At 55.5% G+C, this 13,585-nt stretch carries 14 protein-coding genes; 9 read left to right on the top strand and 5 right to left on the bottom strand.

Annotated features, from left to right (window positions below):
• Positions 1 to 20 precede the first annotated feature (20 nt).
• The 3 genes from GGQ73_RS22325 (at position 21) to GGQ73_RS23290 (ending at position 2,914) form a co-directional block, all read left to right on the top strand.
• Positions 21 to 1,487, top strand: coding sequence for an FGGY family carbohydrate kinase (locus GGQ73_RS22325; RefSeq protein WP_183897917.1), 1,467 nt, complete (start codon positions 21 to 23; stop codon positions 1,485 to 1,487).
• Between the two features lie 20 nt (positions 1,488 to 1,507).
• Positions 1,508 to 2,458, top strand: a complete 951-nt coding sequence (locus GGQ73_RS22320; RefSeq protein ID WP_174155855.1) for a sugar-binding transcriptional regulator — start codon at positions 1,508 to 1,510, stop codon at positions 2,456 to 2,458.
• 348 nt (positions 2,459 to 2,806) lie between these two features.
• Positions 2,807 to 2,914: an AraC family transcriptional regulator gene (locus GGQ73_RS23290; protein ID WP_327786375.1), complete on the top strand. Its 108-nt coding sequence runs from the start codon at positions 2,807 to 2,809 to the stop codon at positions 2,912 to 2,914.
• Between the two features lie 111 nt (positions 2,915 to 3,025).
• Here the strand turns inward: GGQ73_RS23290 and GGQ73_RS22310 are convergent, their stop codons facing one another.
• On the bottom strand, positions 3,026 to 4,714 hold the full coding sequence (locus GGQ73_RS22310; protein ID WP_252094064.1) for an LTA synthase family protein: 1,689 nt from the start codon (positions 4,712 to 4,714) through the stop codon (positions 3,026 to 3,028).
• 14 nt (positions 4,715 to 4,728) lie between these two features.
• On the opposite strand from GGQ73_RS22310, the gene GGQ73_RS22305 reads away from it, so the two are divergent.
• Positions 4,729 to 5,658 (top strand): lysylphosphatidylglycerol synthase transmembrane domain-containing protein, encoded by a 930-nt coding sequence (locus GGQ73_RS22305; protein ID WP_234911069.1) that lies wholly within the window; start codon positions 4,729 to 4,731, stop codon positions 5,656 to 5,658.
• Between the two features lie 52 nt (positions 5,659 to 5,710).
• Here the strand turns inward: GGQ73_RS22305 and GGQ73_RS22300 are convergent, their stop codons facing one another.
• Both GGQ73_RS22300 and ribA read right to left on the bottom strand, forming a co-directional pair.
• Positions 5,711 to 6,475: a CDP-alcohol phosphatidyltransferase family protein gene (locus GGQ73_RS22300; RefSeq protein WP_202049546.1), complete on the bottom strand. Its 765-nt coding sequence runs from the start codon at positions 6,473 to 6,475 to the stop codon at positions 5,711 to 5,713.
• A 20-nt stretch (positions 6,476 to 6,495) separates the two neighbouring features.
• Positions 6,496 to 7,602, bottom strand: a complete 1,107-nt coding sequence (ribA, locus tag GGQ73_RS22295; RefSeq protein ID WP_183897916.1) for a GTP cyclohydrolase II RibA — start codon at positions 7,600 to 7,602, stop codon at positions 6,496 to 6,498.
• A 236-nt stretch (positions 7,603 to 7,838) separates the two neighbouring features.
• On the opposite strand from ribA, the gene GGQ73_RS22290 reads away from it, so the two are divergent.
• The 4 genes from GGQ73_RS22290 to GGQ73_RS22275 are packed head-to-tail and all read left to right on the top strand — an operon-like array spanning position 7,839 to position 11,011.
• Entirely contained in the window at positions 7,839 to 8,759 is a 921-nt protein-coding gene (locus tag GGQ73_RS22290; RefSeq protein ID WP_234911068.1) for a zinc-dependent alcohol dehydrogenase, read from the top strand.
• Between the two features lie 10 nt (positions 8,760 to 8,769).
• Positions 8,770 to 9,168: a 6-pyruvoyl trahydropterin synthase family protein gene (locus GGQ73_RS22285; RefSeq protein WP_183897914.1), complete on the top strand. Its 399-nt coding sequence runs from the start codon at positions 8,770 to 8,772 to the stop codon at positions 9,166 to 9,168.
• Positions 9,165 to 10,211 carry a glycosyltransferase family 4 protein gene (locus GGQ73_RS22280; RefSeq protein ID WP_183897913.1) on the top strand — a complete coding sequence of 349 codons (1,047 nt, stop codon included), beginning with the start codon at positions 9,165 to 9,167 and terminating at the stop codon, positions 10,209 to 10,211. The genes GGQ73_RS22285 and GGQ73_RS22280 overlap by 4 nt, the downstream gene beginning before the upstream one ends.
• Entirely contained in the window at positions 10,208 to 11,011 is an 804-nt protein-coding gene (locus GGQ73_RS22275) for a class I SAM-dependent methyltransferase (protein WP_183897912.1), read from the top strand. Before GGQ73_RS22280 ends, GGQ73_RS22275 begins: the two co-directional genes overlap by 4 nt.
• Here GGQ73_RS22275 and GGQ73_RS22270 read toward each other — a convergent pair.
• Both GGQ73_RS22270 and GGQ73_RS22265 read right to left on the bottom strand, forming a co-directional pair.
• Positions 10,934 to 11,752, bottom strand: coding sequence for a RibD family protein (locus GGQ73_RS22270; RefSeq protein WP_234911067.1), 819 nt, complete (start codon positions 11,750 to 11,752; stop codon positions 10,934 to 10,936). The two genes, GGQ73_RS22275 and GGQ73_RS22270, sit on opposite strands and share 78 nt — an antisense overlap.
• Before the next feature lie 27 nt (positions 11,753 to 11,779).
• Positions 11,780 to 12,232 carry a cytochrome b gene (locus GGQ73_RS22265; RefSeq protein ID WP_327786376.1) on the bottom strand — a complete coding sequence of 151 codons (453 nt, stop codon included), beginning with the start codon at positions 12,230 to 12,232 and terminating at the stop codon, positions 11,780 to 11,782.
• A gap of 837 nt (positions 12,233 to 13,069) precedes the next feature.
• Between GGQ73_RS22265 and GGQ73_RS22260 the strand changes: the two genes are divergently transcribed.
• Positions 13,070 to 13,585, top strand: a 516-nt coding sequence (locus GGQ73_RS22260; RefSeq protein ID WP_183897909.1) for a transposase, incomplete at its 3' end; no start/stop codon positions are given.

Here is a 13,585-nt window from a genome sequence, read left to right as displayed (position 1 = left end):
GGACGGGGAGAGAGATTATCATGCGGGCAATTCTTGCCATTGATCAGGGCACCACAAATTCCAAGGCACTGCTCGTTTCGGAATCCGGTGCCGTGCTCTCGCGTGGTGCATCTCCCGTTGGAATTTCCTATCCACAGCCCGGCTGGGTCGAGCAGAGCGCTGAGCGTATATGGAACTCTGTTTGCGAAGCGGTCGACGCTTGTTTGAAAGGCGCAGCAGACGTTAAGATTGAGGCTCTAGCGATCTCCAATCAGCGTGAATCCGTCACCATGTGGGATGCGAAAACGGGTGAGGCGCTCGGGCCTGTCATCAGTTGGCAATGCCGCCGCACGGCCACTGACTGCGCCCGATTGATCGAAGCAGGGCATCTTGATCACGTCCAGTCGATCACAGGCCTACCACTGGACCCTATGTTTCCAGGCCCGAAAATGCGATGGCTGCTGGACCGGGCACCGGCTGGGCGGGCGGTCCGTCTTGGCACAATCGACAGTTGGCTTATTCATCGTCTGACCAGCGGAAAATTGCATGCCTGCGATGCCTCGAATGCCGCGCGCAGCCAGTTATTCGATCTCAAACGCCAGGTCTGGAGCGACGAACTCTGTGCTTTGTTTGGCGTAACGAAAGACGCCCTGCCCGACGTGCGCGACAGTTCAGGCGACTTCGGTGTTACACATGGCTTTCCCGGTGTGGCAGACGGAACACCCATCCGCGCAGCAATCGGTGACAGCCATGGCGCATTGTTTGGACACGGCGCATTCCATCCCGGTGATGGCAAGGTCACATTCGGCACGGGCTCATCGGTTATGACAACCCTGCCGGAATTTCTTGCACCCGATCATGGCATCACCACCACCGTTGCCTGGCGCATAGGCGGCGTGCCAACATTCGCCTTCGAAGGCAATATTCTCGTTTCGGCTGCGAGCCTCCCTTGGATGGCCGACATTCTTGGTCTGTCCGATGTCGCGACTCTCGTTGATCTCGCCGCCACTGCCGAGCCTGGCGGACCGGGATTTGTTCCCGCCTTTGTTGGCCTCGGCGCGCCGCACTGGGACTCGGATGCACGTGCTCTGTTCTCCCAGATCAATTTCAGCACCACGCGGGCGCAGATGGCACGGGCAGTGACGGATTCCATCGGCTTTCAGGTTCGCGATGTTTTCGCAGCGATGCAAAGCCTGGCCCGGACCAACTTTGGCGCACTCTATGTGGATGGTGGTCCAAGTCAGAACCGGTTTTTGATGCAGACGGTGGCCGATGCGCTGGCGCATCCTGTCATTCAATGTGAAGCACCCGAAGTGTCGGCACTGGGTGCGGCCCATCTCGCCGGTTTGTCGATCGGCCTGTGGCCAGATCTGGAAGCCATCTCGGCCCTTGCCCGCACCACATCTCGCATCGAACCCACTGCCAACAGCGGGGGTGACGATATTCAGACTTGGAAAGATGCAATTGCTCGCTCGACGTTTCGACCGGCACTCGGTAAAGGTGAATAAAAATTCACCATGGAGTGATGATGGGACGCCTCAATGAACTCCGTCTGATTTCGCGGGTGGCACAGATGTATCACATCGAGCACAAGCGGCAGGCTGAAATTGCGCAACATCTGCGCCTGTCACAGGCAACGGTGTCACGAATGCTGAAACGGGCCGAGGCGGAAGATATCGTACGCACGTCCGTCATTCCGCCAGCAGGAACCTACGCGGATCTGGAGCAGGCTCTGCGCGAGCGCTACAATCTTCCAGAGGCTGTTGTCGTTGACTGTTCCGAAGACCGTGACGGCGCGATCATGGCGCGGATTGGCGAGGCCGCCGCGCATCTTCTCGAAATTACCCTCACACCGGGCGAGATAATTGGCGTTTCGAGCTGGAGCCAGACGATCTTTAAGATGGTCGAAAACATCCATCCCCAGAAAAGCGCACAGGCAAAATATGTCGTGCAGACGCTTGGCGGGATGGGCGACCCCTCGGTGCAAACTCATGCCACCCAGTTGACGACGCGACTGGCAAAACTGACCGGGGCGGAGCCAAAACTTCTTTCGGTCCAGGGTGTCACGACGTCCCGTGAAGCCAAGTTGCTGATGATGGGCGACCCATACGTACGCGATACACTTGATCTTTTCGGCAGCATTTCCCTGGCCATCGTCGGCATCGGGGCCGTCGAACCCTCAGAGCTTCTGGCTCGCTCGGGAAATATTTTCTCTGCGAGAGAACTCGCAGATCTGGCCGAGGCCGGTGCGGTGGGCGACGTATCCCTTCGCTTTTTCGATAAGGATGGAAACCTCGTCAAAACACCGCTTGATGAACGCGTCATCGGCATTTCACTGGAAGACCTCTCAAAAGTCGAACGGGTGATTGCTTTGGCAGGCGGACAGGAAAAAACCGCCGCTATCGCCGGCGCACTCCGCACCGGCGTGATCGACATGCTGGTGACGGACAAGTTTACCGCGGAGCGGCTGACAAGGTAAAGCCCACGGGACATCCGTAGAGGCAAGATTAACAGATTTCGGTCCAGAACGGCGGAGGCTGATGTTCACTTCCTCTTCCGGCGTCTCTCGTCTCGTCACAAAACACTCTCATGTCCTACGATCCGAAACCTACGATCAGCAACAAGATCCTCTGCCTTGTCGTCACCATTTGTCTCATCGGTCATGCGGAGAGAGTGTTGCCAGAGGAAGGTGGAAGACCAGCGCGCTTTCAGAACATGAAGCACACGAGCGGGAAAAAAGCCAAGGATGTGACCATGCCAAAGCGATCCTTTGGCGTCATTTGGAGGGAAACGTATCGATTGCAGACGTAGCAGAAGCCTCCAATCTGTGCCGGGGATATTCCATCCCTGTGGTTTCGCAGACCAGCGCCACTTCACGCGTGTGTTTTCCAGTGTTGTTGGAACGTCTCCCGGAAGTTGGCGCCGCGACGCCTGACGTCTTTTCTCAAAAGCGCTCCTTTCGGGTTCCAGATAGGCCAGGATCAATCCAGAATTATTATCAGGCTTTTTTCGGAAGCCTGGGCACTGGATTTCTATGGAACACCGGTCAGGGGCTATTTGCCTTGCTACTAAACGCATCGATCAACACTTGACGCATTTCGTTCATCGGCCTCTCTTGCGTTGAGGTGGGCGTCATTCCCCAAGAAAAACCGCTCTTCTGTAAGCGCTCAAGCAGTTTTGCATCATCTGTGACGATATGCACCGGCACCGCCCTTGAGGCATCCGACCTAGTTATGACGGACGCGGGCTGGTGATCACCCAGGATGATGTACACCGCGCCTTTCCCCTGTCGGGCCATGAAGTCTCCGAGCGTTTCCAACGAATAATCGATTGTCTGGATGTACTGATCGCGGACGCGTTCGGGATTGGCCCAGACCACAGAAGGGGAATCGCCGCTGGTAGCCTGATTGTTGAAAATGACGCCATCACCGATGTCGTCCCAGTCAACCAGTTTAGGCACGGGCGTCCAAGGCGCATGGCTGGAGATAAGGGCAATTTCTGCCATTACGTTTTGTCCGCGTCCATGAGCGGGCTTCAACGCGAGGCGATCAAACGCAGACAGGGTGTACTGGTCCGGCATCGTGACCCAGTTAAAGGGCTTTCCGCGGTATTCCAGGTTGGACGCCGAAAGGATCTGATCGTAACCGAAATAGTCCGCCTCCGGCCACGCCATGGTGATGGCCGGCATAACCGCGACGGTATGCCAGCCCGCTTGCAAAAACAGCCGGTTCAAGCTCGGTTGGCGGCTTATCATCAGACGGTCGTAACGGGCCTGACTATCTACCCATAAGCCGGAAAGCAACGTGCCATGAGCCAGCCAGCTCAATCCGCCAACAGTGGGCGATGTGACCCAGCCGCTTGCAACATTCAGGTTCGCCGCCTCGAGCTGCTTCTGCATCGCCGACAGCCGGGGTGCGGTCACGCTTGAATATCTCGGATCCTCAATTGCAGAACGCCCGTAAGACTCCACGAAGATGAGGATCACGTCCTTGCCTTTCACGGCCTGGAAGAGATCCTTTCCACTCTGCGGACCAAGACCAATATCGAGTTGTTTTTCGAACACCTGCATGTCTGCGAAGGAGCGGACAACGAGGCCGAGCCTTCCGGCCAGATAGGTGGGTGTCGCGAACTCCACACGCGTCTTGTCGAGCCAAGCAAGAATTCCAGCGACTGCGATTGCGACCGAAAAACCGCAAATGAGCAGCCTTCGAAGCCCTTTAACGGCCTCGGCCATCTGCCGGAGCGATTTGAGAAAAACCGTGACGATCAACAGGATTAGGACGATGCAGCCAGCCAAAGCTATCAGGGCCGCGGGCGTTCCGATCGTGCGGGAAATCAGGTTCCAGCCATCGGTCAACATCTTCACATCCAGATAGGGATTGAACGGCCGCTGGAATGCCGTCTGCACGCCTATATCTGAAATCTTCAGGAAGAGGACGATAAAAACCAACAAACTGCAAAGATAAATGATGATACGCCTGAGCAGTCCCTGTGTCATCAACACGAGAATGGCGATAACAGGCCATTCAAGCGGGAGGCGCAAAAAGGCGCTCAACTCGAGAGATGCAGGGTGATCAGGCAGAGTGAAAGCAAGAAATGCAGTGACGGAGAAAAGCACTGCGCCAATAACAGCTTTCAAGTTAACGTGTTTGATATCAACCCGGTTTTCTCCAGTCACTTCAATCCGCTCCCATTGATGGCACGTAGAACTCTCTTGGAAAAACAGACAAGACACAAAGGCGGCTGCGCTTGAACAAACTGCGAATATTGGTATCCTTTATTGCTCTGGCGTTCTTTGTAACCATCATTCTTCAAGCCGATTTGGCGGCAGTTAAACAGTCGCTGTCCCGCATTTCGTGGACTGCGGCTCTATGTGGCCTTGCGCTCGTTCAGGTGCAAATTGTGCTTTCGGCGTTGCGGTGGCGCTTCACGTCCCGGCGTCTTGGCCAGGACATCGCACTTTCTACAGCAATCCGCGAATATTACGTCGGCAGCCTTTTGAATCAAACGCTGCCGGGCGGCATGGGCGGCGACGCTTTGAGAGCGTGGAGACTGCGCAGCGAAGAGCATGGCGGATGGAAACAATCCGCCAAAGCCGTTATTTTCGAAAGGCTTTCCGGCCAGATTGCCCTTTTCGTCATGGCTTTCATTGGTCTGATTATTTGGCCCTTCGTCACAAAAGCCGATCTCTCCCGATATTCGTGGCATTACATCGTTATCGGCACTGCCGTCCTCGCAGCGGTCATATTGGTCACCCTTTGGGCCAAGACGCGGAAGGTGGTGGAAAGCGAATTTCTCGAGAGCTTGCTGACCGTCTTTGTTCGGCGAAATGCATGGCTGTTTCAAGCTTCGACAAGCGCCGCCATTCTCTGCTCCTATATCGCAGTGTTCCTGATAACAGCAAACACTGTGGGCTCCAATCTGCCATGGGTCGCGGGGCTTACAATCATCCCGTTCTGTCTGGTGGCGATGCTGATACCGACTGGGTTTGGCGGCTGGGGAACACGTGAAGCGGCAGCGATGGCGCTGTGGCCCATGCTCGGCGCTTCCTCTGTCGATGGTCTTGCCGCGAGTATTACCTATGGCTGGCTCTCTCTTGCCGGTGCTGCACCTGGTGTCGTCTTTCTCCTTACTCCCTCGCTCCCCGACCGTAAAAACCGCCCAAATGGACCGGCATAAACGGAAAGAGGCGGGACGAAAACCGGACTGTACAGGCGTCTGCCAAAGATGGTCATAGGCCGCCTCTCCTTCGCAGAAGATAAACAATGTCGATGGCAAACGACATCGTCAGCAAGGCCAAAGAAACCGCCGCAAGATAGCTTGACACTGGCACGCCGACGAACGGGACGAGGATCAGGCATAGTGCTGACACCTGAACCACACAAACAAACTTGCGCCTCATAGACGGAGGCAAATCAGCCGACAAAGCCGGGACAAACCAACCCGCGGCTACGAACCCGTAACGCATCAAACCAATGAGAAGGACCCAAGCCCCCGCCTTTGCCAGCACAGCAGCGGCCACGGAAAGAATGAGGATGAGAAGTGCATCCACTTCCATATCAAAGCGCGCCCCAAGCTCGGATTCCTGGTTGTGTTTCCGGGCGAGATAGCCATCGATACCGTCTAGAGCCAGCGCAAGAACGACGACCCCTACCAGTACCCATAAAACGGTATCGGCCTGATGCAGGCTTTCAAAGCAAATCACCGTCGCACCGGTCAGGCTGACAAGCGATCCTCGAAACGCCGTGACAAAATTGGCATAACCGAACCGGCGGTGTGGGTAACTTGGCAAAAGATACATGACAAAGCCGAAAATCAGGGAAAGGGACAGAACTGATGCGGCCACAAAATCCCAACCCAACGCCGTTTTCGATCGCACGACGATCGCAAGGATGATCGTGCCAAGCATAAGACAGGCGAGGTTCGCTAGCGTGTTATGAACAAGGGGCCGCCGATCCCTCATTTTCTCAGGGAAGTAACTCGGAGTCAGTGACATTCAATCCTCCTTGACCAACATCACTCTGCAGCAACCAGGGCTTTGATGTCCATAAGATGCCCGGCACGAAGCGTCTTGGTGCGGAGGTAATTTTGGTTTTCGGGTGTCACTGTCCCGTTGACCGCTGCACGCGCATGGACCTTGATCCCGGCTGCTCTCAAAGCGCTGATCTTCATTGGATTATTGGTATAGACCGCAACGTTCGAAATCTTCATATGAAGCAGCATCGCAACTGCCGCTTCATATCGGCGATGATCCTCTGCAAGTCCAAGCTCCGCATCAGCATCGATCGTGTCTAAGCCAAGATGCTGATATCCATAAGCGCGCATTTTTGCGCCAATACCGGTGCCTCTCCCTTCCTGATCAAGATAAAGGAGGACACCGCCGCCCGCCTGCTTAAGAAGAGCGAGCCCGTTTTGAAGCTGATCGCCGCAATCGCATTTCAGCGAACCACAAAGATCCCCTGTAATGCAGGAGGAATGGATCCGGATCGGAACGGTCCGTGATACATCCGGTTTTCCAACGACGATCGCGACCTGGTCCTTCTGCGCGAGCCCGCCTCGGAAAACGACAAATTCAGCGTCCCCAAGCTCTTTAAGAGGAACACGGGTGCGAACAACCTGTTCAAACCGCTGGCGAGCGGAATCCGCGCCCTTCAGATGCGCTGCAGATAATTCGCAGCATCCCGCAAAGTTTTTGCTTGTGGCGGAGATATCGGCGATCACCATCGCTGGCAGCAGAAGAGCAATTCTCGCCAGTTCTGCCGATTGGGACGCAAGAGCATCCGCAGCGATCCACTTTGAAGGTGGCTCTGCGCCAAGAGAATAGGAAAGCCTGGACGCCGCCTCGAAATTCACACCTGCAAGAGGTGTCAGCACGTCTCTGTTGCCTGTAATACCCAGGCGCTTGGCACGAGGGGCGGTCAGCAGAAGCGAGTGTCGGTTCTCTGTCGCCGCTGCGAAGTGATCGTAAAGCGAGGGCGCGGCGGCATCGAGAGCAAGCACCGCCATCTTTCGGTCGTCGGTGGAAAACAGAATGGGGCGGCCATGACGAAGCTCTGAGGCGGCACGCTCTACGTCGATTTCTGGCTTAGAGAACTGGAAGTATGGCTCGGCGGCATATGACATCTAACATAGTCTCCCTATACATTTTCATTTTTTACGAGCAAAATTGCAGGCTGGATTTCTTGCAGACGTAAATTTATTGACGGCCGCCCAGGGAACAAAACGTCGCTCCCGGTCATACGCTCCATTGACATGTACATATTGGGATCACTCTTTTGGCACCTGTTTCCGGCACGACGACAATCTCCGACCGAAATTCATCCCGAGCACTGTGGATCGAGAGCGAAGGTCGGTGTGCCATGAGGGAGGAAATCCTGCGCGCGGCGGCGCCTCACGAGGTCCTTGTTCGAAGCCTGTACAGCGGCATCAGTCGAGGAACGGAATCCCTCGTGCTCGATGGTCGTGTGCCACAAAGCGAGTTTGAGCGGATGCGTGGGCCCCATATGGAGGGCGATTTTCCGTTTCCTGTAAAATATGGGTACTCCTGTGTCGGGCTGGTGGAAGTGGGACCACCAGAATTGCTCGGCAAGACGGTATTCTGCCTCCACCCGCATCAGGACGTCTTCATCACGACACCAGACATGGTTTCTCCGTTGCCGGAGCGACTCTCGCCTGAGCGCGCTGTACTCGCCGCGAATATGGAGACCGCACTCAACATTGTGTGGGACGCTCTCATTCAACCTGGTGATCGTGTTGCAGTTTTTGGTGGCGGCGTTGTGGGAACACTTGTGGCCAGCCTGTCCAACAAAATAGCAGGAACAGAGACCGTTCTCGTTGAAGTCGATCCTGATCGCCGTGCACATGTGGAAGCGATGGACATCCGCTTCATCGAGGCCCGCAATCTGGACGGCGAATTCGATGTCCTCATAAACGCGTCTGCATCCGCCGCCGCTCTTTCTGATGCCATTCAGCACGCAGGCATGGAAGCGCGGATCATAGAAGCAAGCTGGTACGGGGAGAAAAGCGTCACGATCCCGCTCGGCGGCGCGTTCCACTCCAGACGGCTTTCATTCATAAGTTCACAAGTCGGGTCCATTCCAGCGTTTCGCAAAGCGCGCTGGACGTTTGGGCGCCGTATGGCAAAAGCTCTCGATCTTTTGCTCGACCATCAGCTGGATCACTTAATTTCGGGGGAGACGGCGTTCACTGATCTGGCTGACGAGTATCCACGTATTTTGTCATCGAAGCATACGCTTTGTCATCGCATACGCTACCCATGAAAGAGAGACCATGTTCGCAGTTGAAGTCAGAGACCACGTTATGATCGCCCATAGTCTACAGCGCCCGGTCTTCGGGCCAGCCCAAGGCATGCATGGCGCGACTTTCGTCGTTGACGCGGCCTTTTTTACCCGAGATGTGGATGAGGATGGTCTGGCGGTCGATATTGGCGCAGCGACCACAGTCCTCTCGGAGGTCCTCAAGCCGCTGAACTATCAGAACCTGGATGAGGTCGATATCTTCAAAGGCAAGATCACAACGACAGAAGTTATCGCGAAACATATATTTGATGAGCTTGCCTCAGCCGTCGCATCCAAGCGCCTCGGACCCGGTAGCTACCGTATTTCGCGTCTCAAAATTACCTTGCATGAATCTCACGTAGCTCGTGGATGGTATGAGGCAGACCTTTGAATCAAAGCCTTACGTTTGCTTACCCCGGAGACCTCGAACTGAGGACCGGCGGGTACGGCTATGATCGGGAAATTATCAGGGAGTTAAGACATCTCGGCTGGGACGTCACACTTCTTCCGTTGGGCGACGGTTTTCCGTCCCCCAGCCGGGAGACACTGGGAGAGGCAGAAAGGCAGATATCCGCCTTGGAGGACGGTACGCTTGTCGTGATTGACGGCCTGGCTTTCGGTGTTATGGATGAATGGGCAGCCCGTGAGGGTGACCGATTGCGGATTATTGCGCTGGTTCATCACCCACTGGCACTGGAAACGGGAATAAGCGCAGAGCGGCAGGCACAGGTTCGGCAAAGTGAGACCAAAGCGCTGAGTGCCGTGCGTCACATTTTAGTGACCTCACCCATGACGGCGGGTGAACTTAAAAAGAACTTTGGCGTATCTGGTCTCAACATCACCGTAGCTTTGCCAGGGACCGTGAAGCCACCAGCATCAGATAAGGTCGAGAACGACATCCCTCAAATCTTGTCGGTGGGTTCTCTGACCAGGCGAAAGGGGCACGACATCCTCATTTCTGCGCTCGCAACAGTCCGTGAGCTTGATTGGTGCACAACCATCATCGGCAGTCCGCATTTGGACCCCGAGGTGGCAGACAGCCTGGATGAGCAGATCAGGATGCTCAACCTTTCAAGCCGCGTTGTTCTTGCAGGTGAATCCGATGATCTGACCGCAGCTTACGTGAAAGCTGACATCTTCGCGCTGGCAAGCCGTTATGAGGGCTATGGCATGGTGTTCGCTGAAGCTCTATCGCACGGGCTTCCGATCGTTGCCTGCAAAGCAGGAGCGGTGCCGGATGTTGTCCCGAGTGAGGCGGGCTTGCTGGTTCCGGTGGATGACGTCGAAGCAATCGCATCCGCCTTAAGACTTTTGCTGACGGATCGTCGGGAACGCGACCGTCGCGCTGAGGCAGCGGGACGCGCCGGTGCGTTGCTTCCAGGATGGGAAGATACAGCGAACATCATTTCGACCACATTGAAAGAGTTGGCATGAGCGGTTTTGACAAGGAATGGCTGAAACTTCGTGAACCTGCAGACAGGCAGGCAAGATCGGAGCCGATTCTTGCGAGGTTTCGGCAATATCTCGATCCTCTCCGAGAGCCTCATGTCATTTTGGACGTGGGTTGTGGCACGGGATCGACCTACCGCACGCTCTCTCAGGAGCTGCCACGCTCCAATTGGAAGCTTCTGGACTACGAAAGCGTGTTGCTGGAAGAGGCCCAGCGCCTGATTGGCCTGCAAGACAATATCGAGTTTCACTGCCAGGACCTGAACAGCCTCGACGAAACGCTTCTGAACGACGTCAGCATTGTCACCGCGTCGGCTCTTTTCGATCTGTGCTCTGCCGATTTTTGCGACAGGTTCGTGGCGCGGCTTGCCGATCGACGGATTGGACTCTATGCGGCTCTCACCTATGATGGTGTTATGGAGTGGTCGATCAGGCACCCGCTGGATGCGCAGATTGCTGCGGACTTCAACCTCCACCAACGCTTTGACAAGGGGTTTGGACGAGCCCTCGGTCCAACTGCCGCCGGTCACCTCGCTGATCTGTGTGAAGCATCAGGTTTCTCCGTGGAGACCGCCGACAGTCCTTGGCATCTGGGGCCGTCTTCCGCAAAACTCCAGAAAGAATTTCTGGCGGGTCTTCAAGAACCAATCCACGAAATCGGCAATGTGAATGAGCTTGAATTCAAAACGTGGCTCGACTTCCGTCACTCACATATTGACCTCAATGGCAGTCTCTGCATTGTTGGACACAGGGATCTTCTGGCTCTTCCCCGCACCGAGATGTGAACCCGGCTTCATGTCGCAGTCGAACAACACATCGCGTCCAAGCAGATAGACCTCAGCAGAGGGACGTTGAGCATTGCAAAGCTCCGTAATGGGAGCAAGGGATATGCCGCAAGGTCCAGAACCGATGATCAAGGGCGATATGGTGACATGGAGACGATCCACATGGCCTGCATCAATGAAACGGGCAATCGTTTTTGCGCCCCCTTCCACCAGGGTCCGTTTCAAACCACGGTCCGCCAGGCATTCGAGAATGTCACTGGGGTCAAGGCCTGAAGACCCGCGCTGAAGTCTTACAACTTCACACCCATGTGCGGACCGAGATGCATCATTGCCTTGGATAACGATAACCGGCGCTGTGCCCTCATGAAACAGACGCTCGTTTCCAGTCAATTCACCTCGACAGTCGATCACAACACGCGTCGGACTTGGGCCGTTCACCTCTCGCACGGAAAGACGAGGATCATCATTCTGCACGGTTCCAATTCCAACGATAACTGCATCAACAAGCGCGCGACATCGGTGGAGATGCGCGAGTCCCTCTGGTCCGGAGATGTCGCGCGCATCCCCGCTCGGGGTGGCAACACGTCCATCAAGAGACTGACCAACCTGCGCCAGAACGAAACGATCCTTGGCAGACGCGAGCGGGCCGTAAAGAGAAAAGGCGGGGCCGATCTCATTCCTGTGAAGTCCGTCGTCACCACTGCGCATCGAAAGAAGTCGCGTCCAGAGCCTGTCGGTCATGTGGAGGTTGTTCATCGACGTCCTTGTCTAAAGAATTCGGTAAACCGTGGTGTCTCGACGGATCAGATGGTGAAACATCACTGCCAAGATGTGTAACGTGAAAAGCGCTAAAACGATCCATGCACTCCACTCGTGAACCGCGGAGAGGATCGACGCGACATCCGGCGATTTGCCGAGCGGACTCCAGACTGGCAATATCCCGAACCACTTGAGGGGAAAGCCATGGGCATTTGTGGCCAAGAAGCCGGAGACCGGCATGATGATCAAAAAGATGTAGAATAGCCCGTGAACCATGTGTGCTGCTCGGCGCTCGATTGCAGGTCCGTCTATTGGAGGAGCTTTTCGATAGAGCCGAGCTCCAACTCTAAGCAGCATGACCCAGAGTACGAGAAAGCCCAAGCTTTCATGCACGAGATAGAAGTCCAGCTTAACGTCGTCCTTGACGAAGCCGATCATCAGTCCCAAAAACCAAACATAGATGTACCCCGCTCCAAGCGTCGTGAGGAAGTGGTGTCCACAAGAGGATTCGAACCTCCGACCCCAGGATTCATACCACTTCGGTTTTAACCGCCGCCCGCAAGCGTTCGTGGTCTGGACTGTCCCTTCACCATGGGCCTGAGCCTTTAGGTGCTACCCATCCAGTCTCTACACCTTCAACGGATTTCTCCGAAGCTTGGCTCGGGATTGGCATGCTGATAGTCCAGCGAAGCGTTCCCCGAATTTGAGTAGATCGACTACAACCTTTCGGAGTATAGCCCCCAATTTTGCAACCAGGAATCCTGTGCTCTATCCTGCTGAGCTATGTGGACAAACCTTCCTTCAAGATGGTTCGTAGCCCATGCTCTGCCGAAGATCAACACCCCAGCGACAACGGCGATTTGCATTGAACGGTGAGTTCAAGGACCCGAACATCAGATTCGCGGGAAGCATTTCAATTGGCTCAACCCCTGGGGTTGCCTAACACGTGCTCTTGAATGGCGACTAATTTTCAGCCTCCAGGCGCAGCAGTAAATTTACTGGACCGTCAACGGCCTGCCCTGCCGACGATTTTTCCCGACCAGTAAACTTTCACACTATGAAAGGTGCTCTATCCGACTGAGCTACGTGGACACAAGCATTGCTGCGAGAAGGGTGTTTAGCTCAGAATCGCAAGCACATCAACCTCTTCGATGCGAGTTGATGAATGCCTTTGGCAAAGTCATATCATAACGCTCAGCCATGTGATGAATAGGTTTGACCACTGCAAGAAGAGGAGACAGGATCGTGTCCCGCTGGGTGGTGTAGCTGACAGGGTTGTCACCACCGACGAGCGACGACATGATGAACCTACGCTCACGCGTTGAGAAGAGTTCCGACGCCGATTTGCTGCGCGAGATGATCGGCTTTGCTGCCGAGAAGCTGATGGCCCTGGAGGTTGGCACGAAGACCGGTGCAGGCTATGGCGAGAAGAATGGCTTCCGACTGGCTCAGCGTAACGGCTATCGCGACCGGGATTGGGAGACACGGGCGGGCACCGTCGAGCTGCGTATTCCCAAGCTTCGTACTGGCAACTATTTCCCGAGTTTTTCGGAGCCGCGCCGAATGGCCGAGAAGGCTCTGACGGCTGTCATTCAGGAGGCTTACATCCAGGGCGTTTCGACCCGCTCCGTTGACGATCTCGTTAAGGCCATGGGTATGTCGGGCATTTCCAAGAGCCAGGTCAGCCGCCTGTGCGAAGAGATCGACGAGAAGGTGAAGACCTTCCTCGACCGTCCCATCGAGGGCGAGTGGCCATACCTCTGGATCGATGCCACCGACCTGAAGGTCCGGCGCGGCGGTCGCATCGTCTCTGTT

Source organism: Rhizobium skierniewicense (assembly GCF_014196515.1).
Taxonomy (GTDB): Bacteria; Pseudomonadota; Alphaproteobacteria; order Rhizobiales; family Rhizobiaceae; genus Agrobacterium; species Agrobacterium skierniewicense.
This window is presented reverse-complemented; position numbering and strand designations above follow the sequence as displayed.

Coding starts and splice junctions, on each gene's coding strand:
- GGQ73_RS22325 (WP_183897917.1), top strand. CDS start 21: ATGCGGGCAATTCTTGCCATTGATCAGGGCACCACAAATTCCAAGGCA.
- GGQ73_RS22320 (WP_174155855.1), top strand. CDS start 1,508: ATGGGACGCCTCAATGAACTCCGTCTGATTTCGCGGGTGGCACAGATG.
- GGQ73_RS22300 (WP_202049546.1), bottom strand. CDS start 6,475: ATGTCACTGACTCCGAGTTACTTCCCTGAGAAAATGAGGGATCGGCGG.
- ribA (WP_183897916.1), bottom strand. CDS start 7,602: ATGTCATATGCCGCCGAGCCATACTTCCAGTTCTCTAAGCCAGAAATC.
- GGQ73_RS22290 (WP_234911068.1), top strand. CDS start 7,839: ATGAGGGAGGAAATCCTGCGCGCGGCGGCGCCTCACGAGGTCCTTGTT.
- GGQ73_RS22285 (WP_183897914.1), top strand. CDS start 8,770: ATGTTCGCAGTTGAAGTCAGAGACCACGTTATGATCGCCCATAGTCTA.
- GGQ73_RS22275 (WP_183897912.1), top strand. CDS start 10,208: ATGAGCGGTTTTGACAAGGAATGGCTGAAACTTCGTGAACCTGCAGAC.
- GGQ73_RS22270 (WP_234911067.1), bottom strand. CDS start 11,752: ATGACCGACAGGCTCTGGACGCGACTTCTTTCGATGCGCAGTGGTGAC.